The following is a 22,240-nucleotide window of genomic DNA, read 5'->3' as shown; positions in this document are numbered from 1 at the left end:
GACGGGGAGATGAAGAGGAGGCAGCTCACCTTCGCGGGCTCACCTCTTCCCCGCGAGCCTGAGAACGGCAAAAGGAAATGACGTCAGGATCTCGCCTGGGGCGAGCCTTCCAGGACCAGCCTCGACGGGCAGGCCCGTTATCACATTCCGCCAGCCGCCCACGGGCAGGGATACGCTTGTATCCTGCCAGACCGCCGGGTCGATCTGCAAGTGGTCCGTCCCGACAAGGCTGCTCCAGAAGCGTGGGACAATCACGGCGAGCCTGTCTTCCCCATGTTGCCTCTGGAACGCGATCAGATGGGAGGCTCGTCCGCCTTGAACCGGCAGGGGACGATAATCGCCGTAGCCATAGAGCGCGGGAGCGTCGGCGCGGTCCTGCAAGAGGCGCGCGATCACGCGCTGTTTGATGCGGCCATCCGGCCAACGGGCCAGCAACGCCTCGGGAGGAATTTCATCATTCAGGGCCTTCGCCCTTGCTCCGTATTCCACAGCGCGCCGGTTGTCCGGATCGACAAGAGAGAGGTCCCAGAACTCCGTTCCCTGGTAGATGTCAGGCACGCCCGGCAATGTCATCTTCAGAATGGTGCGGGAGAGTCCGTTGAGCATGCCGAGGACCGACAGGCGCCGTGCAAGGGGCCGGAAGGGTTCGAGAATGTTGTTCTTCGGATCGAGTACGGCTTGCAGAAGATGGAGCGCTGCTTGCTCATAATCCTCGTCGGGGGCGATCCAGCTCGTTCTTCGTTTCGCTTCACGGAGTGCCTTCGTGAGATATCCCTTCATGCGGTCATGAAAGGGGTTGAGATATCGACTGTCGTGCTCGTCGAGAAGCTCCAGCGGCCAGGAGCCGAGAAGAGACTGGAGCAGGATCACCTGATCGTTGGCATCCGGAGCAGGCGCGCCATTCACGTCCGAAAGATATGGAGAAATGGTTTCGCGCCAGACTTTCAGTGCTTCCTCCCATGCCTCCGGCATCTCGGAAAGCACGATCAGGCGGCCACGGGCATCCTCGCCGCGCTTCGTGTCATGAGTGGCCGTGGCGATCATGGTATGAGGCCAGTCGTGTGCTCTGTCGGCGTTGCCTTGGTGAAAGGCCTGAAGCGGAACGCCGAAATGACCCGGGTCTCCCCCGACTTCGTTCAAGGCGATGAGGCGGCCATAACGGTAGAACAGGGTGTCCTCCAGGCTCTTGGCCATGACAGGCCCGGTCAGCTGCTGAAAGCGCCGGCGGAAGCGGCGGATATCTGCAGCTTCCGCCGTGTCCGCCTTCCCGAGAAGAGCGTCTGCAACAAAGTCGTGCACGCTCGTGTCGGGCAGGTCGCTGGATCGCTTGGCCAAATCAATGGTGTTTTCGATCAGCTCGGCATCCGCAGGGGCGGGCTCGCCGCCGCCGAGATAGCTGCGATAGACCGGGAACGTCGCGATGATCTCCACCATGGCCCTGCGAAGCGCATAGGTTGTGTAATCCCGCGTGCGACGGCTCGAGTCCGCTATCGCCTTGATGTCCGTAACCAGGGTCTCGAGTTCACTGGCGAAGTTGGCTTGGGTGATGTCGATCTTCGCCTGCTTCAGCAGGTCGTCATAATCATCGGAGATGCCCGAGGCCTCCCGGTAGATGCGCTCGAAGGACTCGCCCGCCGCCTCATTGACGAGGACGCCGTCGATCAGGTTGAGGACATCGTATCCGGTCGTTCCAGCGACAGGCCACGCCCGAAGCCTCTCGCCCGGCTCTAGAATCTTCTCGACTACGACGTAGAAACCGGGCCCAACCTTTCTCTGCAGAGCGCGGGCATAGCCCTCGGGATCCGCAAGGCCATCGATATGATCGATCCGCAGGCCGTGAACCCGTCCTTCGTTCGCCAGTCGGACGATCAGGTCATGCGTGCGCTCGAAGATCTCTGGGATCTCCACGCGCAGGCCCGCTAGATTGTTGATGTCGAAGAAGCGGCGATAGTTGATGTCGCTCGATGCGACCCGCCAATAGGCTGGCCTGTAGGCCTGGGCCTCGATGAGGCGGTGCAACGTGTTGAAGCTCTCGGGTTCGCCTTTCGTGCCATTGATCATCGCCAGCGCACGGTCGAGGGCTTTCCGGGCCGAGGGGTGAGTGGCGATGAGGTTCGCTAATTGCCGCTTCAAGGCTTGTCCAGATTCCGGCAGCCCGGAAGGATCATCCGACACCGCCCGTTCACCCAAGATGCGCAGGCGCTCCGTCAGCGCGAGCAGTTCCCCCGCTTTCACTCCATCGTCGAATGCCGCCAGGGCCAAGTCGAGCACGAGGGGATACGACGTCGGGCAGATCGGGAGCCGATGCTCCCAGTGCCAGACACTGAAGCTCCCATCCTCCTCATCGAACCTCACCTGCAGCTCGCCGTTTTCCAGAGCCTCGCCATAAAGACTCCCTAGAACGGGAATGATGAGTTTGCCTTGTGCGCCGGGCCGCTCCCAGTCGATGTCGAAGGCATTTGCAACCGGCGATAACCGCCCCCATTCGAGAACGGACAGCCACCATCCATTCGTCTGGCCGCCAACGCCCATATGGTTGGGGACGATGTCCAGCAGAAGTTTCAGGCCGTGCGCCGTCAAGGTATCCGAGAGGCGGCGAAATCCTTCTTCCCCTCCCAGTTCAGGATTGATCGTGGAATGGTCCGCAATGTCGTAGCCATGCGTAGAGCCAGGACTCGCCATGTGAATAGGAGACGAGTAGACGTGACTGATGCCGAGCCTCGCCAAGTACGGCACGATCTTGACGGCGTCGTCGAAGGTGAAATCCTTGTGGAACTGGAGCCGGTAAGTGGCGCGGGGCGGAGGAGAGGCGAGGCTGTTCCTGGGGGCATGACCATGCCGGCCCTCTTCCGTCACGGCGACGGCCAATTTCGCCATCAGGCTCCCGGGAGCCGCCATTGACTCGATCGTTTTGGAAAGACGCCTGCGCCAGTTGGGGTGGCCCGCATCCATCCCCGGCATGTTGGGCTGATTCAGCTCACCGGCGGCATCCTCGACCTGCAAGGCCGTGAGAGCGCACGCGGTGCGGGCGAGATAACGCACCGCTTCCTCAAGAGGCGGTTCACGCGGCCTCTCGGCAGTAGGCAGCAGGCCTTGCTCATGGAGAGCCGTTGCAAAAGATCGCTTGTCCACCTCTCTGGCCGCATGCTCCTCGGCGGCGGTTACCGGATCGAACACACCGAGTGTCTGGCGCAGATCGATGTCCAGCCCCCGCCACCAGCCACGGAATGTCGGGAGATCATGGGTCGTAAGAACGGCGAGCGCCGAGCGTGGATACTCGTCGGGTCTCTTGAACGACGAGCCGTCGCGCTCGAAGGGAAGGACACGATAGCTGAGCACGCCGGACGTCATGATGGCGTCAGAGAACCCTTTCGGGGCGGTTCCGAGATCCTCCGCGATGACGAGGCAACGTGCGCGATGGCTCTCGATGCGCAGAACCGCGAGCATCGCCTCGAATGGATAATCGACATAGGCGCCCTGCGAGGCCGGCGCTCCCGAAGGAATAAGAAAGAGGCGCTGAAGCTGGAAAGCGTGATCGATGCGGATTGCGCCTGCATGCCGCATGTTCGCCGCTACCAGATCTCGGAAGGCTGCCAAGCCCTGCTCCTCCAGCGTGAGAGGATTGAAAGGGGGCAGGCCCCAGTTCTGGCCTTGCGGGCCCAAAGGATCGGGAGGTGCGCCGATAGCAAGCCCGGGAGCGAACCGCTCCGGTGTTGCCCAGATTTCCGAGCCGCCGCCATCGGCGCCGACGGCGAGATCGCGGTAAAGGCCTATCGTTAGTCCGGCGGACTGCGCGCATTCCGCGGCTTGCGCCAGTTGCCGGTCGGCGAGCCATTGCAGCCAGACATGAAACGCGATGCGCTCCTCATGCTCCGAACGGAAGCGACTGACCTCTGCAGTTCGGATATCCCGGTAGGCCTCTGGCCATTCCCCGATCCATGTGCACCCTTGCTCACGGAAATGTTCCGAGAGAGCCTCGAAGGTGGCGTGCGCCTCGAGAGCCTGCCCGCCGTCGCGACGGAAGGTTTCGAAGGCTGATTGCTCGCCGGATATTCGAAAGTGCCTCCACAGAGCGTCGAGAGCGGTGCGTTTGATCGACCATACTTGCGCATAATCGACGAATTGAGCGCTTTGGAGATGCGACAAGCGCTCCCGAACATCGGGCCTGTCGAGAAACCTTTCAGCGTCGCTCCCGGCGAAGCCTTCTACGGCGGTAGGGTCGATGTAGAGTGCTTCCAGAAAAAGCCGCGATGAGGGTGAGTAGGGTGAGATCTTCGTACGGTCGGCGGAAAAAAGGGCATGGACTGGGCTGAGACCCAGGAAGGCCCCGCCCAAAGCACCGACCTTCTCCGCCAGGAGGGCGACATCCGAGAAGTCGCCGATGCCGAGGTCCCGCCCAGAGCGGAGGGAATAGATCTGGGCGGCCATACCCCAGAGCCGGTTTTGGCCCTTCAGCGCTTCAGGTCGCCAGCAGCTTTCGGGAGCGGCGACGAGCGTGGCCTCGAAAGCGCCGAGCGCGAGACGATGGTAGCCCATGGGCAGAGCAGGAAGCTTCAGCGCGGTCTCTCCACCGGCCGATCTCCCTTCATGCGTTGCGCCGTTCTCTTCGATGATCGTCCAGTTGAGCGGCCCTGTCTTCGCGCGCAACGTTACATTCGCCGGGCGGTCTGACGGAATCGGAATGACGCCCGGAATGAGGCCGGTTTTCAGCTTTTCCAGACGCGAAAGACTTTCCCTGGCTTCCCCTTCGGAGGCGGTGCCGAGGTCTAGAGCCGCGAGAATGGCGTTGCGGGTTTCCGGGCTGGTCTTGATGCTTCGCCCGAAGGCATCCGCATAATCCGGCGAAAGGCCGACCAATTCGGCCATGCGCTCCAGGATAGCCTCGAACTTACTCATGCGGACGCCTCTCTGGCGACGATCCCTTTCCACGCTGCGAGCCTAACGCGTCCATCCACCAATGTGGGATCAGCGTTCGACCAGACCACGTGCGCCTTTCCGCCGACGTCAGCCGACAGGGGGCGGTCTCCGAAGTTCGCTAGCACGCGGAGCGTTCCACCTCTGAAAATCCAGGTCACGTCAAGGGCGTTCTCCTGCGGAATCAGGTGCCGGGAGCCTTGGTATCCGCTCATGACAAGAGGCAGTATCTCGTCTCGCCTCAGCAACAGCAGCCGCTTCGTTTCCTGAAGTGCTTCGCGGTGCGGCGAGCGCTCCGGCTCGGCCCAATCGATCCTGGAGCGTTCGAACGTCGCCCTATCCGTGGGGTCGGGAATGCGCTGCGCCGTCGCGGGATCGGCAAAGGCCTTGAAATGTTTGAACTCGCCCCGTCGACCCTCACGCACAGCCTCGGCGAGATCGGGCTCCGCCTCAAAATCGACGAAGAACTGGAAGGGCGAGGATGCCGACCATTCCTCACCCATGAAGATCAACGGAATATGAGGCGAGAGGAGGAAGACGGCCTGCGCTAGCGCAAGACGCTCCGGAGGAATGAGATGGGCGAGGCGCTCGCCGAAGGCCCGGTTGCCAATCTGATCGTGGTTCTGGAGGAATGATACGAAGGCCGTTGGGGGCAGGTGAGCGGACGGCTCGCCACGAATGACGCCGGGCCGGTGGGAGGATGGGTCGCCCTGATATGTGAAACCTTCCGCGAGCGCGCGGCTCAGGCGTTTGAGCGGCTGGTCAGCGTAATCTTCGTAATACCCTTCATTCTCGCCAGTCAGCAAAGCATGCCAGGAATTGTGGATGTCGTCGGCCCATTGCGCCGTGTGCAGGCGCGGCTTTCGGTCGGTGCCGCGTTCGAGCCAGCGCGCCTGGTTGGCTTCGTTCTCCAGCACGAGATGGATGTGGCGCTCGGGAGCAGCTTGGCGGATGCGCGTGGCAAGCTCCTCGAGAAAATGAGGCTTGCTGTCGTCGACGATGGCATGAACGGCGTCGAAGCGCAGGCCGTCGAAGTGGTATTCCTCCAACCAGTAGAGTGCATTGTGAACGAAGAAGTCGCGGACAATATGGCTCCCCTCGCCATCCACATTGATACCGGCACCCCATGGTGTCGGGTGCCGGTCAGTGAAAAAGGATTCGGCATAGGTGTGGAGATAATTCCCGGATGGTCCGAAGTGGTTGTAGACCACGTCGAGGAACATCATCAGGCCGAGTTCGTGTGCGCGGTCGATCAGCCGCTTCAGATCCTCCGGGCTGCCGTAGGAAGCATCGGGCGCATAGGGGAGGACGCCATCGTAGCCCCAGTTCCGGCGGCCCGGGAATTCCGCGATCGGCATCAGCTCAACCGCCGTGATGCCGGTATCGCGGAGGGTTTCGAGTTTACCCATAAGGCCGGCGAACGTGCCCTCCGGAGTCGCAGTGCCAACGTGCACCTCGTAGAGAACGGTTTCCTCCCACGGTCGCCCGACCCACGAGGCATCTGACCATTCGTAAGCATTCGGGTTCACGACAACGCTCAAGCCGTGCACATCGTCTGGTTGGAAGCGCGAGGCAGGGTCCGGCACCGTGAGGGCGCCGTCGATCCTGTAGCCATAGCGGCTACCGCTCCGGGCGCCGGGCGAGATGATCCGGTACCAGCCATCGTCCTGCCGCTCGAGGGGGTGCTCTGCCTCGTCCAGCACGAGCTTGACCTCACGGGCCGTCGGAGCCCAGAGAGAGAAACGCACGCCTTCGTTGACGATTTCTGCCCCAAAAGGCATCAAGTGACTTCGCCGCATGAGTTCTCCAAAAGTACGGGGCACTTGCGAACGAGCTTCGCTGTGCAATGTTCCCAAGGCCAGCAAAAATGGCAGTCGAGCTTGTGGGTGGGGCCGAACATCCATGCTGCGAATTCAGTCTCCAAGATAAACCGTGCCGCCAGCCAGCCGGAGTAGCAAAAAATAGTCGAATTCCTTGCGGAACTTTCCGGAGGGGGAATGCGTTAAAAGCGCGACCTGCTTTGGGCGCGGGAGGTCAATGGGGAGCGCGCCCTCGTGACAACATGTTGGAAGCATTTCACTCGGAAGCTGGCGCGGCTTTCGCGGCAGTGGCACATGCCGATCTGCGCCAGAATCGTCAATCCTCGATTTCGGTCACCCGCAGACAGTCCATTCTTTTCGTGACATCTGAGATCGCCGATTACATCAAGGCGGGAGGTCTCGGGGAGGTCTCTGCCGCCTTGCCACGCGCTTTACGGCAGCATTATGACGTCCGCATCCTCATTCCGGGCTACCGGCAGGTTCTTTCCCAGATCGGGGCGATCGAGGAGATTGCGCGTCTGCCGGCTTCGTTCGGGATTCCGGGTTGCGGACTTGGCCGTGGTCTGACAAGGGACGGATTGACCGTCTACGTGCTCCTGTGCCCGGAGTTGTACGAGCGGGACGGCTCTCCCTATGTCGATGCCTTCGGCAGGGACTGGAGCGACAACGACATCCGCTTCGCACGTCTAGGCTTGGCGGCGGCTGATATCGCCTGCGGGGGCGGAGATCCTCTTTGGAGAGCAGACCTCCTGCATCTCAACGATTGGCCCTCGGGTCTGGCTGCGGCCTATCTCACATGGCGAGGGCAGCATATCCCGACCATTCTGACCATTCATAACCTTGCCTATCAGGGAATCTTCGATCGTGATCGCTTGCCTTGCCTCGGAATTCCCGATGACGCATTTAACATCAACGGTGTCGAGTTCCACGGTAAGCTTTCCTTCCTAAAGGCGGGAATTTTCTATTCCTCTCATATCACGACCGTAAGCGCGACTTATGCCCAGGAAATCACGCGACCGGAATTCGGCTGCGGGCTTGATGGCCTTCTGAGGACAAGGGCTCACCAAGGCCGCCTCGACGGTATTATCAATGGCATCGATCCGAGCTGGGATCCAAGCAAGGACCCTTACTTGGTCAGTCGTTTCTCCGCCGAAAACTTCCGGGGTAAGCGCGCGAACGCGAACAACGTGCGCAAGAGCTTTGGGCTTGCCTTTTCCAATGGTCCCTTGTTTGCTGTCGTATCGCGCCTTGTTCACCAGAAAGGCGTCGATCTTGCTATTTCGGCCGCTGAAACGATCGTGTCGCAAGGTGGCCAGATCGCCGTCATCGGGCAGGGCGAGGCCCGGTTCGAAGCCGAACTTCGGGCTCTGGCGGAGCGGCATCCCGGATCAGTGGGCGTGAGGATCGGCTACGACGAAGGGGCTGCGCGCCGTATGTATGCCGGCAGCGACTTCCTCCTCATGCCCTCCCGGTTCGAGCCCTGCGGTCTGAGTCAGATGTATGCGCAGCGCTTCGGGTCTCTGCCGATTGCCCACAAGACGGGGGGGCTTGCGGATACTATTGAGGACGGAGTCAACGGGTTCCTCTTCGGAGAGCCATGTCTCTACCGCTTCATGGATGCGATCAAACGGGGACTTGAGACGTTCCGCTCAAGATCGCGCCTCTCGGCCATGCGAAAAGCCGCGATGCAGCGGCCCCATGGATGGGAAAGCTCGGCTTCCAAGTACAGAAAGGTCTACGAGCGCGCCTGCCACACCGCAGCCTGCAACTGATCCTCCAGCCCCTGCAGAGGCCGGCAAATTAGCCAGTTCGCTCCTGTTCAGCAGCACGGAATCGTGGATCCGCGCTGCGCTCGCGGGCTCGAGCGTGCATGGGCCATTCCGCCGAGTCCTTTCGGCGGTAGGCAGCAGCGACCGCGGATACCGAATATTAACATGATTACAATATATAATTCAGGTATGCTCCGGAGTTGCGGAACGTTGGTCAGTGGGGCTCTTCTGAGTTGCATTTGTTCTTTGCCTTTTCTATCGAGCGGGTGTCTTGAAGGGGAATTCCATGAGTGCGCCTCCGCGCGTCGGCTTGATTGTCGATGATGATGCGTATTTTCGCATGGCAGTGGGGGCAATCCTCGAGCGGCAATTCGACTGCTCTCGCATCATCGAAGCCGGTTCTTTGGATGGCGCTTTGGAACAATTGGGCGAGTATCCGAATGTCGCGCTTGCCTTGTTCAGTCTTTCCACGCCGGGCGTAAGAACGCCAACCAATCTGCGTACGGTGCGCGAATGCTTTCCGCAGACAAGAATTGCCGTCGTTTCCACAACCGGCAACCGGCGCAACATCCTCTTGGCTCTTGAGGCAGGTGTGCACGGCTACATGCTCAAAAGCCTGAGTGCCGAGGCGATGACCGCAGCTCTCAAGCTAATCTTCGACGGTGGAATTTACGTTCCTCCCAGCTTGGCGGATATCTCAGCGGAAACCGCTGAAAAGTCAGACGATGAGAGCCGGCAATCCAGTGAAAGCAGGGACAGGGCGATTGCGGCGGAGGCCCCATCCGGTAGTCCGTTGACGCCGCGCCAGCAGGATGTGTTGGATCTGCTCGTGCAAGGCAAGACGAACAAGGAGATCGCCCAGGCCCTCGGACTGGGTGAGGGAACCGTCAAAATCCATATGGCTGCGATCTTCCGCTACTTCGGTGTCAATAACCGTGCGGCAGCGGCCGTCGCCGGAGCGCGTCCGTATCCGAACCGCAAGCGCAATTTGATGAGCGGCGTCTAGCTTACTGTCCGGCGCTCGGTCAGGGCGCGCGGTGATGACTCCAGCGGCGTGCACCTTCACGTATCACGCAAGCCATAGGCCTCAGCCATCATCTCGGTCTCTGCAAGTTTGGCACTGAACGCAGACCAGTCGTCCCGGCTCGCGATCGACTCCCAAAGTCCTTCGACCTCGTCGATCAGCATCGTACAGGGCCTCTCTCTTGCGAAATAGGCGTGGTCCAGCGCGGCTTCAGCCAACGGTTCGAACTCCTCGAGAGCGGTACGGAAAGGTTGAAAGGCGGCATCTGAATAGAGTGAGGAAGAAGGGCTGCGTCGCGCACGCTCAATGCTGCGCAAGCCGCCGAACCAGTCGAAGAAGGTCTGTTCGAACGGCGCCTTCGTGCTGAGCAGGAATGTCCAAAGGCTTCTGGCAAGCGTTCCGTTTTGTTCAGGGGATCGGGGGCGAAGGCCGAGACGGCGGAGGATCGCCGCGGCGAACTCACGATGCAGCACTGGCTCGAAGGCGGCGAGCGATGCTTCCAGCCTGCTCTGCTCGGCAATCGGCAGAAAGCACTCTGCAAGCCTGAACAAATTCCACAACAGGGCGTCAGGCTGGCGTCCAAAAGCATAAAGCCCAGTTTCATCAAAATACGCAGCGGTGAAAGCCGGATCGTAGATCGGCAGAAAACGCCAGGGACCGTAATCGAAGCTTTCGCCCATGACGTTGATGTTGTCCGTATTGAGAACTCCGTGCACAAAGCCTGCCGCCATCCATTGGGCGCCCATGCGCGCCACCCGCCGGCAAACCTCGTCGAGAAAAGCGGTTGCCCGTTCCGTCTCGCTATCGCGCCAGATCTCCGGCAGGTAGGTTATGATCGTGTGGTCGAGCAGCTTGCTGATGTTGCGGGTCTCGTCGAGATAGAGTAGGCGCTGGAACGTTCCGATACGGATGTGTGAATGACTGAGGCGCACGAGAACCGAAGAGCGCGCCGGCGATGGCTCGTCACTTCTCTCGAGTTCCTCCCCGGTCTCGACCAGGCTGAACGACTTCGACGTGTTGACGCCGAGCGCCTCCAGCATCTCCGCCGCCAGGACCTCCCGGACGCCGCCCTTCAGTGTCAGGCGTCCGTCGGCATGACGCGACCAGGGTGTTTGCCCGCTTCCCTTGGTGCCGAGATCGAGCAATCGGTCATCCCGGGTGTCGTGCAACTGCGCGAAAAGAAATCCGCGACCGTCGCCCAGATAAGGATTGTAGGTCCGGAACTGGTGCCCGTGATAACGGAGTGCGAGGGGCTCCCGGAAACTGCCGGGAAGCGGCTCGAAGAAGCCGAAATGTCTCACCCACTCGTCTTCCGTCAGGCTCTCGAGACCTGTGCGTGCGGCCCACCGCCGATTCCGGTGCCGTAGGAGATGCGCAGGAAAGCGGGCAGGCATGACGATATCGTAGAAGTCGGCCCCGAGCTCCTGATGGCCGGTCGAAGCACGGTAGGAGGGAGAAAGAGGCATCGGTTCGCATTCCGTATGTCCTGTTCAATCCACTTCGTGTCTGAATGTTCATCCCCTCGAATTTCTTCCGGCAGTTTCCGTGGGGCTCAGCGTAGTCAGGTGGCAACAAAGTATGGGATAATGGTCTTATCATATGAGATTATATCACTTATTAACCATCCTGTGGAAAAGTATTTCACCGGGCGGGATCTCTAAAATTGCCATCGTTTTCCGAAGCTTGGAGCGGAGGCTCCGAGGCGCTGCGGCGGCCCGCAAGCGGAAATGAATGTCACCCGCTTGGCCAAAGCAGGGACGACTCCTATGATTCCTCGAGCGAAGCAGTCCGGGGAGAGATGAATGGTGTCCAAGGATTTGGCTACCCTTTACGGGCGTGTTGCTTTGGTCGTGTTCGCCTTTGCCTTTGTTGCGGCGATCGTAGCCGGTCCCCTTTTTCAAAAGGCGGGCCTCGGCCGATCCGTGACCGCTGCGCAGGAAACCCCTGCGCCGGAAATAATTCGTGTTAAAGCCACGCCTGTCGTCGGAGGACGGGGCTAAGGGTTTCTGGCTTGAAGGCTTAAGCGGAAGCAGCGTTTAACCGGGCGGACGGCGGGTTAGGTCTTTTGGAAACGTGCAATGCGTGACGACAGCATCTTGCGGCAGGAGATTCGCCATTCCCTAAGCCGAGCTCGCAGTTTGATCCGATCCTATTCAGGGCTTTACTCGAGTGAGGATCTAGCCCGTGACGTCCTCATGGTCTGCGATGAGTTGGCGCGGAGCGTTCAATCCACGCCACGCTTGAAGGAGGCTCGCCAGGTTGTACAGGAACGATGCACGAAACTGGTGCGAGACGCGGATCGATTTTCTATGCGCGATCCGCTGACCATTGCGGCGTCGCGCGCGCAGGCTTTCGCCTCTATCGACGTTATTCAGGACATATTGTTCGAAATGCACAAAGCCGAGACAGATGCCCCGCGGATCGGCGCACTGTTGCGAAGGCGAAGCCCATAGGTGCAACTGGCGGGGGCGCTCAGCGTTGATGGTCTACTCGAAACATCTTCCATCCACGAAAGCCTCAAGAGAGCCCTATGCGCCCCAAGCCCGCTCGTCCTCAGGACCCAGGGCACGATCACCTGTCCCTTGCGCCATCCGTCGGACTTCATGCGGTACGCTTGATTGAACTGGCACGCGGCACCGGGGCGGAAGGTCTGATCTACCTAGCGCAGGGACAGCGCAGGGCAGAGCTATTGGCGAAGGCCGTCCGGGGATTGGCGCCGCATCTGCACGTCTTCCTTATGCCGCCCTGGGACTGCCTGCCTTACGACAGTGCCTCTCCCTCCCGCGAGGTGATGGGGCAGAGAATGTCGATACTCCGGCAGATGGCGAACTCCGAAAGGGCTCGGTGCGTGTTGATCACGAGTCCGGCTGCCGCCGTTCAACGCGTGCCGCCGCGAGCCTTAAGGCAGGGCGCCTCTCTGACGCTCGAGACGCATGGTGAGTTTGTACCGGAGGGACTCGAGCGCTTTCTGCATCGAACTGGCTATGTACTGGACGACCGGGTTGACGAGCCCGGGGAGGCAGCCTTTCATGGGCAGGTCGTCGACATCTACCCAGCTAACTCCACGCTGCCGTACCGCATAGAACACGACGGCACGAGCATCCTCGCCATCCGTCGATACGATCCTGTGTCCCAGCGGAGCGAGGAGGAGGTCATCAGTCTCGTTTTGGATCCCGCATCGGAGCTGGTGTTGGCCGAGGCGAGCGATGATCGCTCCAGTCTCGAGCGCTATGCCGGCGTGGAGCACCGCCTCCCGGAGTATTATGACCGGCTCGAGACGGTATTCGATTACTGGCCCGATGCGGCAATCATGCTGGAAAGCCGGGCTGAGGAGCGGCGTCAGGACGTGATGGAGCAAGTCGCCGACGCCTTCGAGAGCAGTACAAGTCTACGAAGGAATGCAGAACGCGCGGTGACGCCCGAGAGACTCTTCATTCTCGATGAGGAATGGCAAATTCTCCTGAATCGGCGGCGTGTCACGGTCATTCATGAAGCCGAGGATGACGATGCCGTTATGCCTTTCTTTGCAGGCGCTCCAAAGCCGGAGCAGGTACTGGAGCAATTCATTCGGGCACAAGAGCGGGCGAAACGAAAGATCGTGCTGCTGGCGGCAACGCCGCGAGATTGGGGCCGGTTGCGCCGCAGGGTGCAAGGCTTCAAGCTGGAGCTGGCCGAAGCGGAGAGCTGGGAGGAGATCGTTTCGGCTCCGCCTCAGAGCAGCTTCATGATGAAGGTCGATGTCAAGGGCGGCTTCATCGACGCGTCCTCCAATATCGTCGTGATCACAGCCTACGATCTGCTCGGGAGCCGCGCGGATAGCGAGGATCTTGCTGCGTCCTCGTCGACGGCCGCACAGCTGGCCGATGCGAGTTTCCACCTCGGCGATATCATCGTCCACATCGAGCACGGCCTTGGCCGGCTGGATGGGATCGAGACGGTTTCGCTCGAGGCCGGACACTGCGAGGACGCTATCCGCCTGGGCTATGCGGACAATGCAACGCTTATGGTTCCAACGGCAGAGTTGGACCGTGTCTGGCGCTACGGCGCTTCTCCCGAGCCTGTCAGGCTTGATAGGCTAAACGATGATGGCTGGACTGTTCGCCGCCGGAAAATCGAAGCTGATCTTCAGGAAACCGCATCGCGGATGAAGGCGCTCATCGCTGGGAGAAATGCGGTCGAGCTCGATCCAGTCAGACCGCCCGCCCGAAGCTACGAGCGCTTTGTCGCCCGCTTCGCTTTCTCCGAGACCGCGGACCAATCTCGCGCCATCGAGCAGGTACTTCAGGATCTCGCTTCCGGCCATCCCATGGATCGCCTCATCTGCGGCGATGTAGGCTTCGGTAAGACGGAGGTGGCATTGCGCGCGGCCGCAGCGGTGGCGCTTTCCGGAAAACAAGTTGCCATCATCGCTCCTACGACTGTTCTTTCGCGCCAGCATTTCCGGACCTTCCGGCGACGATTCGCCGGCTTGGGTGTGGAGGTCGCGCATCTCTCGCGTCTCGTGAGCCCCGCAGAGGCGCGTGCCGTCAAGAAAGGATTGACAGACGGCTCCGTCAGGATCGTCGTCGGAACGCACATGCTTGCCGGAAAGGGGATCGCGTTCAGCGATCTCGGACTCGTGATCATCGATGAGGAGCAGCGCTTTGGGGCATCCCACAAGGCGAAGCTGCGGGAGCTGGCGAAGGCCGGACACGTACTCACGCTCACGGCTACGCCGATTCCACGCACCTTGCAATCGGCGCTCGTCGGCTTGCAGGATATCAGCATCATCGCGATGCCGCCCGCGCGGCGCCAGCCGATTCGCACTTTCCTGACCCCCTTCGACCCGGCCACTGTGCGTGAAGCGCTGATGCGCGAGAAGCGGCGAGCCGGGCAGAGCTTCGTGGTCTGTTCAAGGATAGAGGATATCGCGCCGATGCAGGAGGAGTTGAGAAAGGTCGTGCCTGAGCTCGAACTGATCGTGGCGCACGGCCAGATGCCACCTGCCGAGACCGACGAGACGATGGTGCGCTTTGCCGATGGAGAGGGCGATGTGCTGCTCTCCACCAATATCATCGAAAGCGGGCTTGATGTTCCTCGCGCCAACACCATGCTCGTCTGGCGCGCCGACCGCTTCGGCCTCGCGCAGCTTCACCAACTGCGGGGGCGCGTCGGGCGAGGCCGCATTCGCGGTGCCGCCTATCTTCTGACGGATCCCGATCAGGTGCTTCCGAAAGCGACGGAGAAGCGATTGCGGACCCTTGAAGCCTTGGATCGGCTCGGCGCTGGCTTCGCCATCAGTGCGCAGGATCTCGACCAACGCGGCGCGGGTTCTCTTCTGGGACAGGAGCAGGCAGGACACGTGCGGCTCATTGGATCCGATCTCTATCAATCACTGCTGCAACGCGCGCTCCGGGGCGAGAATGCCGAAGATCTGTGGTCGCCGGAGCTCAATCTCGGTATCGCGGGACGAATCCCGGAGGATTACGTCGCCGATCCGGAAACACGGATCAATCTTTACGTGCGGATCGCGCGGCTCGACCCTCTTCTGAACGTGGATGATCTTTCGGCGGAAATCGAGGACAGATTCGGAGCCTTGCCGCAACCCTTGGAGAACCTCATTGACTTGGCGGAACTCAAACAGCTTTGCATTCGTTCCGGCGTCGCGCGCATCGATGCCGGTCCGCAGGCCATAGCCCTGAGCTTTCGTCCGGGTGCTCCCGAGCGGCTCCCGATTGAGCAGATGCTGGAAGCTTCCAGAGGCGAGCTTCGCTGGAGCGGAGAGCGGTTGATCCTTGACCGTTCTATTGAAAATGCCGAGGAGCGCCTGAAGTCCATTGCGGAGCTGCTGAGCAGGCTCTCATGAGCGCTCCGTCCAGCCCGCCCTGCTGCCGCTCGTCTGCGAACATATTCAGCCGAGCGGACTTAACTCTGGTACGATGCAAGGAAATGAGGAGCCCATGACCTCCGAGGAAATCAATGAGCTGAATGCCGCCCGTGAGAGTCTTGTGAAGCGGCGGCGGGAGATGGCGCGGCAGATCGCCGAAGCGCCGCTCCCCTCCGTCGAGATGGCAGAGGAACTGTCGAAAGTTCTGACGGCAATCGAGGCTTTGGACCGAGCCCTGAACGAAGCTGGACACCCTTACATGAGCCAGACAGTGGTCGATCAAATGCGAGCAGACGTCTGAGCAGCTCGGCCGTGATCCGGCCTAGAGCATCGGGTTCTAAGGTTGATGAGCACGTTTGGGATCGATCCGATGTTCCCTTTTCCGAGCGGCCCGGCTCATGCCTGATCCCGCAGGGTCAGACCGCGGTTCCTCAAATCGCGATCTCGGTGATCTCCGCCGTCGTCGAGCCCACAGGGATGACGTCACCTACTTCTTTGCCCATCAGGGCCTGCGCGAGTGGCGAAACATAAGAAATCATTCCCTTTGTCGGATCCGCTTCATCCTCGCCGACAATGCGGTAGGTCTGCAGCCGCCCATCCTTGCGCTCGAAGGTGACGCGTGCGCCGAAGCGCACGTGGGCCGTATCGGCGGGAGGAGGAACCACCTCGGCCGAGACGCGCCGGGCCGACCAGTACCGCAGGTCGCGCGATAGGCGTGCCACCTCGGCCTTGTCATCCGTGGCTTTCGCTTCCTCGAGGCGGCGCTCCAGCGTCTCGATCTCTGCATTCATCTGAGCCAGGCCCGACGGGGTGACGAGGTGATGGGGGCTCAAGGTCCGGTCTGGCAGATCCTCGAAGGCTTCTCCGCCTTCGGTCTCGCGAACAAAGGCACGGCTCATAGGCGCTTCCTCCGGTCTTTAGAAAAGAACGCTGAAAACAGGCGAGGTTTCCCGTTCTACGACTTTATTGCTCAGCCTGGCGGAGACGCCCGACAATGCCCCCCGGAAAGGCATAGACGCTGATCACGAAGAGGGCGCCGAGCCAGAGCAGCCAGCGATCGGGGTGGATCAGGTTCGGCAGCACCGGAATACCGGCGAGTGTCTTGCTCCCGGCGTCCATGAGAACTTGCAGATAGCTTTGCGCCAGGAGGAAGAGCGTGGCGCCGATCACCGAGCCGTACATCGTTCCCATGCCGCCGATCACCACCATGAGCAGGATGTCGATCATGATGGAGAAGGAAAGCGTCGTGTCCGGCCCATTGTAACGTAGCCACAGGGCCATGAGGGCACCCGCCACCGTTGCAGCAAGGGCCGAGACGACGGAAGCCATCGTGCGATAGGCGACTACGCGGTAGCCCAAGGCTTCAGCGCGGAATTCATTTTCGCGAATTGCCTGCAGCACGCGCCCGAACGGTGAGTTCACGATGCGCAGGAGCAGAAGGAACATGAGAAGCGCGACGAAGAACAACAGATAATAGGCGATGAGGCGTCCATTGATGGCTACCCCGAGTACCGGCTCCGGCAGAAGCCTGAAGGCCGGGCGCAGTTCTACGGGTAATTGAAACGACAGGCCGTCCTCCCCGCCGGTGATCGTGGAAAGTTGCGAGGCCAGGACCGCCATGGCCGAGGCCACCGCCAGAGTGATCATGGAGAAGAAGATCGCACGTACGCGCAAGGACAGAAGGCCGATGGCAATGGCCAGAAGAGCCGATAGAAACAGAGCCACGAAGAGACCGGTGGCGATTGAGATCCACGTCGCTCCGAACCGTTCCAGGGTAATTGCGACGCCGTAGCCACCGATGCCGAAGAACATGGTATGAGCGAAGGAAACGATGCCGGTATAGCCGAGCAGAAGATCATAGCTCGCGACCAAAACGATGAAGACGCAGATCTTCGCCGCCGTGCTCAGCGGCAGGCTGCCGGAAAACAGGAACGGCGTTGCCGCGAGCGCCAGCAGAATGGCGAGCAGGATGACGGTCAGCACCTTCGAGCGGGGCAGGTCCGACGACAGGAAGCCTGCCAGTAGGCTGCCGCTCGTGCGGCCGCCGTCGGCAGAGAGTGGAAAGGCAGGAGATCGGCTCATCGGCGCGCTACCGGGAATAGGCCCTGCGGGCGCCAGATCAGTACCAGCGCCATCACAAGGATGTTCGAGATGAGGGCGAGCTTCGGTTCGATGAAGCCGACATAGTTCGCAACCAGCGCCACCAGGACCGACCCGACGAAGCAGCCGCCCACCGAGCCGAGGCCACCGATGATGATCACGATGAACACCAGCACCATCACTTCCATGCCCATGCCTGCAGTGAGTGTCTGGCGATAGAAGGCCCACATGACGCCGCCGAGACCCGCGAGCGCGGAACCCGCCACGAACACGCTCACGAAAAGGCGGCGGATCCGGTAGCCCAGCGCCTCGACCATCTCGGGATTCTCGACGCCTGCGCGGATGAGAAGGCCGATGCGAGTGCGGTTGAGCAGAAGCTGCATTCCGACAAAGACGACAAGGCCGATGCCGACAGCCACCAGGCGGTAGCGCTCCATCACCACGTCACCGATGATGAGGGCGCCGCGCAGGGTTGCGGGCAGGGGGATCGGAATGGGCGATGCGCCCCAGATCGCGTGGATCGCCTGTTCGGCCACGATCAGCCCGCCCATGGTGACGAGGATCTGCTTGAGATGACTGCCATAGACCGGCCGTACGATGATGCGCTCGAAGACTGCGCCGACAGTACCGGTAACACCCATGGCCGCCAGAATGCAGAACAGGAGCAGAGCGAGGTTCAGCCACACCGAATCCGACTGTGCCCAGCCGGCAAGCGGGCCCAGCACGAGAAGGCTGGCGTAAGCGCCGAGCGAGATGAAGACTCCGTGCCCGAAATTGATGATGTCCATGAGGCCGAAGACCAGCGTGAGGCCGGATGCCATGAGGAAGATCATCATGCCCATGGCAAGACCAGCGACGGTGAGCGTCGCCCAGGTGGAGCCGCTGCCGACCAGGGGCAGAGCGAGGAGGGCGAGCGCCGGAACGAGCAGGAGAGGCAGCCAGTCCGTCCTCGTGCGCGGCAGCGGCTCGGATGGTGCGGAAGGTTCGACGGTCGTGCCGGTCATTGGTGAGTATCCAGGGAAAGGCCGAGCAGGCGCCGCTGCAGGTTCTTGTCCGCCACGAGTTCGCTCATGATGCCGGAATGCACGACACGCCCGTCATCCATCACGATGACAGTGTCGCCCAGTACCGAGGCGGCATGAAAATTCTGTTCGACCAGCAAGATCGTCTCGCCAGCCTCCTTCAGGGCCTTGAAGGCCTCGATCATGCTGCGCACCATCACGGGAGCGAGGCCCTTGGTCGGCTCGTCGATGAGCAGAAGGCGTCGCGGTTCGGCGATGGCGCGCGCAATGGCGAGCATCTGTTTCTGCCCTCCGGATAGATTGCCAGCAGGCAGGTTCCAGAAGCGCCTCAGCGCAGGGAAGAGACCGAGCATCCAATCGAGGCGGGCTGAGTCCACCGGGCCGCTCCGGGCGGCCAGAACGATGTTCTCACGAACGGTGAGGCCCGCGAAGATACCCATGGACTCCGGCACGTAGCCGATGCCGGCGCAGGCGATATCCGGTGTGCCGTTCTTCGTGATGTCGTTGCCGTCGAAGCGGATCGTCCCTGAAGAAGCCTGCCACAGGCCCATGATGGTTCGCAGAGTCGTCGTCTTGCCCGCGCCGTTGCGGCCGAGCAGCATTGTGAGCTGGCCTGCGGGTGCGGCGAAATCCACTCCGTGAAGGATATGATAAGGGCCGATATGGGTGTGGACGCCGGAGAGGTGCAGCAGGGGCTCAGCCATTCGCCGCTCCCACGCCGAGATAAGCCTCCTGCACCACGGGCGAGGCGATGACCTGGGCCGGGTCGCCATCGGCGACGAGAGCACCGTTGTGCAGCACAATGATGCGATCGGAAAGCGAACGGACCACGTCCATCTTGTGCTCCACGAGAATCACGGTCGCATCTTTGCGCTGCTTGATGTCCCGGATGAGTTCCAGCACGGTCGGAACCTCGTCGACGCTCATGCCGGCAGTCGGCTCGTCGAACATGAAGACCTTCGGTTCCATTGCAATGAGGAGTGCGACCTCGAGCTTGCGCTGGTCGCCGTGGGAGAGTGCTTTGGGCGGAACGTGGCGCTTGTCACTCAAGCGCACGCGCTCGAGAACCTCTTCCGCCTTCTCGATGAGATCCCGGCGGCCGCTCCAAACCCTGAACAACGACCATCCGGCCTCGGCGCGGCACTGCACCGCCAGACGCACGTTCTCCAGCGCCGTCAGATCCGGAAAGAGGTTCGTCATCTGAAAGGCCCGGCCGAGGCCACGCTTAGCGCGGGCCGAGGGGGAAAGGAGCGTGATCTCCTCCCCCTCCACCAGGACCTGTCCCGATGTGGCGCGTAGCTGGCCGGAGACGAGGTTGAAATAGGTGGTCTTGCCGGCCCCGTTCGGGCCGACGATGGTGGTGAGCGTGCCAGAGGTGAACCGGCACGACACATTGTCGACGGCTACATGTCCGCCGAAGCGAACGGTGAGTCCGCGCGTCTCCAACGCGGGTATGGCGACGGCTGAGGGCGGCACGTCTGCTCAGCGCTTGTTGCGGACCGGAATCGGCATCTTGTCGACGGAAATTGTGTCGACGAGCTCGAGCAGATCGTTCGAGTCTTTCCCATCGGCCTTGACCTTGAAGTGGTACATGGCCTGCAGAGCCTGATGGTCCTCCTTGCGGAAGGTCATGGTGCCCTTGGGAGTCTCAAAGCTCATGCCTTCCATGGCCGCAATCAGCTTTTCAGTATCAGTGCCGCCAGCGTTCTGGATGGCAGTGACAACGGCGGAGGCGGCGGCGAAGCCGCCTGCGGTGAAGAAATCCGGCGGCGAATTGTAGCGCTTCTGGTGCTCGGCCACGAGCCAGTCGTTCATGGCGTTCTTGGGGAAGTTCCAGTAGTAGTAGATCGCTCCTTCCATCCCGGGATAGTTCTTGTAGATCTGCATGGCTGGGAGAATATTGCCGCCGGGTGCGATTTCGATGTCGAATCGCTCGGGCTTCAGGTCGGCGATCTTCGGAAGCGGATGCTGACCAGCCCAGATGATGTTGATGATCTTCCTGCCCGGTTTGTCCTTCAGCGCGTCGAAGATGCGCTGGGCCGAAGCCGTAAAATCCGTAGCGTTCTGCGGAGCGTACTCTTCGAAGACCACTTTCGCATTGGGGCGGATCTCGGCCAATGCGCTCTTGAGGGCCGCGACGCCGTCGCGGCCGAAGGCGTAGTCCTGGGCGAGGGTCGCGATGGAAACCTCGCCACTGGCCGGGATGGCAGCTGCTGCGCCATAGGCATCCTGGGTGGAGTTGCGGGCTGTCCGGAAGATGAAGCGGTTCCACTTGTCCCCGGTGATCGCATCGGCCACGGCGGGCTCGACGATCAGCACCTTGCCGTTCTCCTCCGCTACCGGCAGCATCGCGAGCGCCGCAGCCGACGATGTGGTGCCGACGGCGATGTCGACATTGTCATCGTTGTAGGCCTGCTCCAGCAGGGTCTTGGCGAGATCGGCCTTGAGCTGGTCGTCCTTCACCAGCACGGAGATCTTGCGCCCATTCAGCGACATGCTGCCCTTGGTGAGATATTCGAGGCCCATCATGAAGCCGGCTTCCGTCTGCTTGGCATAAGCCTCGAGCGGGCCGGTCTTGCCGGCGATGAGAGCAATCTTGATGTCCTGCGCGAAGGCTGCGGAGGCCAAAACCATTCCTGCCGTAGCGGCAGCTATTGTGAGCGTGAGGCGCATCGGACTCCCTCTGTGCTTTTATTGCGTCATTGACGGTCGCGGCGGCGAGGCTGTCAAGTTCGTTTGCGGGGGAGACCGCGGGAATGAGGTCAGTCTTTGGATCAAGCCTGCGGGAGGACCGGCTCCTCGATGTCCTTGGCCACGCGTCCGCGCCTGGCGGCCTCGCGCTCCAGGAGCAGCAGAACAACGCCTGCGGTGCAGATCACCGCGGCGCCCACCAGGGTCCAGAACTCCACGATGTCCCCAAAGGCCAGATAGCCGAGGACGATGGCCCAGACGATGAGCGTGTACTGGTAGGGTGCGACGACGGAGGCCGGAGCGATCTTCAGAGAGCGGTTGACGCAGGCATGGGCTGCCATGGAGACGATGCCGAGGAGGAAAAGCCCGGCTAGGTCGAGCCAGCCCGGCGTGACCCAGGCGAAGGGCGCGACCGCGATGCCGAAGATCACATTGCCCAGCATCTGCCCCAGGACCAGCGTTCCGTCGTCGGTATCGCGCAACTGCCGCGTCGTGATCATCAGCAGCGCATAGAACATGCTCCCGGCGAGAGCGATCAGGGCGGGCCAGGAAATCGTTGCGGGAGAGGGACGAAGGGCGATCAGCACGCCGACGAAACCTACCCCGATGGCGAGAATGCGCGGCCGGTCGATCCTCTCACCCAGCCAGAACACCGCGAAGGCCGCGACATAGATTGGTCCCGCGAGGTAGTAGGTCATGACGTCCGCGAGCGGCAGGTAGGTGACTGCCCAGTAGAAGCAGGCCACCTCCAGTGTCGAGAGCAGGACGCGGAAGGCATGGAGGCCCGGTTGCGGCGGCACCCTGATCGGGATGTTCTGCTGCCGCATGATCGGAAGGAGAACCGCCAGCGCCGCGATGCCGCGCAGGAGAAGGACCTGCCCGACGGAATAGGTGGCCACGAGCCACTTTCCCATGACGTCGTTGACGGAGAACAGGAAGGTTCCGAGCAGCATCAGGCCGATGCCGACAAGGGCACCTGACCGCACTTTCTGCGAAAAGGGGGAAGCAGCGTGACTCATGGCCCGCACACATGA

General features: G+C 61.4%; 15 protein-coding genes. 5 read left to right on the top strand and 10 right to left on the bottom strand.

The window, feature by feature from the left end; genetic code table 11:
* Positions 1-39: 39 nt before the first annotated feature.
* On the bottom strand, positions 40-4,896 hold the full coding sequence (locus GR328_RS01040) for a malto-oligosyltrehalose synthase (RefSeq protein ID WP_160882678.1): 4,857 nt from the start codon (positions 4,894-4,896) through the stop codon (positions 40-42).
* Positions 4,893-6,713 carry a malto-oligosyltrehalose trehalohydrolase gene (gene treZ / locus GR328_RS01035; RefSeq protein ID WP_160882677.1) on the bottom strand — a complete coding sequence of 607 codons (1,821 nt, stop codon included), beginning with the start codon at positions 6,711-6,713 and terminating at the stop codon, positions 4,893-4,895. Before treZ ends, GR328_RS01040 begins: the two co-directional genes overlap by 4 nt.
* Before the next feature lie 263 nt (positions 6,714-6,976).
* Between treZ and glgA the strand changes: the two genes are divergently transcribed.
* Both glgA and GR328_RS01025 read left to right on the top strand, forming a co-directional pair.
* Entirely contained in the window at positions 6,977-8,506 is a 1,530-nt protein-coding gene (glgA, locus tag GR328_RS01030) for a glycogen synthase GlgA (protein WP_160882676.1), read from the top strand.
* Between the two features lie 283 nt (positions 8,507-8,789).
* Positions 8,790-9,509, top strand: a complete 720-nt coding sequence (locus GR328_RS01025; RefSeq protein WP_160882675.1) for a LuxR C-terminal-related transcriptional regulator — start codon at positions 8,790-8,792, stop codon at positions 9,507-9,509.
* 56 nt (positions 9,510-9,565) lie between these two features.
* Here the strand turns inward: GR328_RS01025 and GR328_RS01020 are convergent, their stop codons facing one another.
* Positions 9,566-10,993 carry a protein adenylyltransferase SelO gene (locus tag GR328_RS01020; protein ID WP_160882674.1) on the bottom strand — a complete coding sequence of 476 codons (1,428 nt, stop codon included), beginning with the start codon at positions 10,991-10,993 and terminating at the stop codon, positions 9,566-9,568.
* A gap of 336 nt (positions 10,994-11,329) precedes the next feature.
* On the opposite strand from GR328_RS01020, the gene GR328_RS01015 reads away from it, so the two are divergent.
* The 3 genes from GR328_RS01015 to GR328_RS01005 all read left to right on the top strand — a co-directional run bounded on the left by GR328_RS01015 (position 11,330) and on the right by GR328_RS01005 (position 15,694).
* Positions 11,330-11,527: a hypothetical protein gene (locus tag GR328_RS01015; protein ID WP_160882673.1), complete on the top strand. Its 198-nt coding sequence runs from the start codon at positions 11,330-11,332 to the stop codon at positions 11,525-11,527.
* 530 nt (positions 11,528-12,057) lie between these two features.
* Positions 12,058-15,372: a transcription-repair coupling factor gene (gene mfd, locus GR328_RS01010; protein ID WP_160882672.1), complete on the top strand. Its 3,315-nt coding sequence runs from the start codon at positions 12,058-12,060 to the stop codon at positions 15,370-15,372.
* Between the two features lie 94 nt (positions 15,373-15,466).
* Positions 15,467-15,694 carry a hypothetical protein gene (locus tag GR328_RS01005; RefSeq protein ID WP_160882671.1) on the top strand — a complete coding sequence of 76 codons (228 nt, stop codon included), beginning with the start codon at positions 15,467-15,469 and terminating at the stop codon, positions 15,692-15,694.
* 130 nt (positions 15,695-15,824) lie between these two features.
* Here GR328_RS01005 and greA read toward each other — a convergent pair whose 3' ends face one another.
* The 7 genes from greA to GR328_RS00970 form a co-directional block, all read right to left on the bottom strand.
* The gene (gene greA, locus GR328_RS01000; RefSeq protein ID WP_160882670.1) at positions 15,825-16,292 is read right to left on the bottom strand and encodes a transcription elongation factor GreA; all 468 of its coding nucleotides are present in this window, start codon (positions 16,290-16,292) and stop codon (positions 15,825-15,827) included.
* Between the two features lie 64 nt (positions 16,293-16,356).
* Positions 16,357-17,475: a branched-chain amino acid ABC transporter permease gene (locus GR328_RS00995; RefSeq protein ID WP_160882669.1), complete on the bottom strand. Its 1,119-nt coding sequence runs from the start codon at positions 17,473-17,475 to the stop codon at positions 16,357-16,359.
* Positions 17,472-18,497: a branched-chain amino acid ABC transporter permease gene (locus GR328_RS00990; RefSeq protein ID WP_160882668.1), complete on the bottom strand. Its 1,026-nt coding sequence runs from the start codon at positions 18,495-18,497 to the stop codon at positions 17,472-17,474. Before GR328_RS00990 ends, GR328_RS00995 begins: the two co-directional genes overlap by 4 nt.
* Positions 18,494-19,219 carry an ABC transporter ATP-binding protein gene (locus GR328_RS00985; RefSeq protein ID WP_160882667.1) on the bottom strand — a complete coding sequence of 242 codons (726 nt, stop codon included), beginning with the start codon at positions 19,217-19,219 and terminating at the stop codon, positions 18,494-18,496. The genes GR328_RS00990 and GR328_RS00985 overlap by 4 nt, the downstream gene beginning before the upstream one ends.
* Positions 19,212-19,970: an ATP-binding cassette domain-containing protein gene (locus tag GR328_RS00980; RefSeq protein WP_160883002.1), complete on the bottom strand. Its 759-nt coding sequence runs from the start codon at positions 19,968-19,970 to the stop codon at positions 19,212-19,214. Before GR328_RS00980 ends, GR328_RS00985 begins: the two co-directional genes overlap by 8 nt.
* A gap of 27 nt (positions 19,971-19,997) precedes the next feature.
* Entirely contained in the window at positions 19,998-21,188 is a 1,191-nt protein-coding gene (locus tag GR328_RS00975; protein ID WP_160882666.1) for a substrate-binding domain-containing protein, read from the bottom strand.
* A gap of 101 nt (positions 21,189-21,289) precedes the next feature.
* A complete protein-coding gene (locus GR328_RS00970) occupies positions 21,290-22,225 on the bottom strand; it encodes a DMT family transporter (protein ID WP_160882665.1) in 936 nt (311 codons plus the stop codon).
* Between the last annotated feature and the right edge of the window lie 15 nt (positions 22,226-22,240).

Origin of the sequence: Microvirga makkahensis (assembly GCF_009830105.1) — a bacterium.
GTDB lineage: Bacteria > Pseudomonadota > Alphaproteobacteria > Rhizobiales > Beijerinckiaceae > Microvirga > Microvirga makkahensis.
This window is presented reverse-complemented; position numbering and strand designations above follow the sequence as displayed.

Excerpts from the sequence above, each read along its gene's own strand:
- GR328_RS01040 (WP_160882678.1), bottom strand. The coding sequence starts at position 4,896 with ATGAGTAAGTTCGAGGCTATCCTGGAGCGCATGGCCGAATTGGTCGGC.
- treZ (WP_160882677.1), bottom strand. The coding sequence starts at position 6,713 with ATGCGGCGAAGTCACTTGATGCCTTTTGGGGCAGAAATCGTCAACGAA.
- glgA (WP_160882676.1), top strand. The coding sequence starts at position 6,977 with ATGTTGGAAGCATTTCACTCGGAAGCTGGCGCGGCTTTCGCGGCAGTG.
- GR328_RS01025 (WP_160882675.1), top strand. The coding sequence starts at position 8,790 with ATGAGTGCGCCTCCGCGCGTCGGCTTGATTGTCGATGATGATGCGTAT.
- GR328_RS01020 (WP_160882674.1), bottom strand. The coding sequence starts at position 10,993 with ATGCCTCTTTCTCCCTCCTACCGTGCTTCGACCGGCCATCAGGAGCTC.
- GR328_RS01015 (WP_160882673.1), top strand. The coding sequence starts at position 11,330 with ATGGTGTCCAAGGATTTGGCTACCCTTTACGGGCGTGTTGCTTTGGTC.
- mfd (WP_160882672.1), top strand. The coding sequence starts at position 12,058 with ATGCGCCCCAAGCCCGCTCGTCCTCAGGACCCAGGGCACGATCACCTG.
- GR328_RS01005 (WP_160882671.1), top strand. The coding sequence starts at position 15,467 with ATGACCTCCGAGGAAATCAATGAGCTGAATGCCGCCCGTGAGAGTCTT.
- greA (WP_160882670.1), bottom strand. The coding sequence starts at position 16,292 with ATGAGCCGTGCCTTTGTTCGCGAGACCGAAGGCGGAGAAGCCTTCGAG.
- GR328_RS00995 (WP_160882669.1), bottom strand. The coding sequence starts at position 17,475 with ATGAGCCGATCTCCTGCCTTTCCACTCTCTGCCGACGGCGGCCGCACG.
- GR328_RS00990 (WP_160882668.1), bottom strand. The coding sequence starts at position 18,497 with ATGACCGGCACGACCGTCGAACCTTCCGCACCATCCGAGCCGCTGCCG.
- GR328_RS00985 (WP_160882667.1), bottom strand. The coding sequence starts at position 19,219 with ATGGCTGAGCCCCTGCTGCACCTCTCCGGCGTCCACACCCATATCGGC.
- GR328_RS00975 (WP_160882666.1), bottom strand. The coding sequence starts at position 21,188 with ATGCGCCTCACGCTCACAATAGCTGCCGCTACGGCAGGAATGGTTTTG.
- GR328_RS00970 (WP_160882665.1), bottom strand. The coding sequence starts at position 22,225 with ATGAGTCACGCTGCTTCCCCCTTTTCGCAGAAAGTGCGGTCAGGTGCC.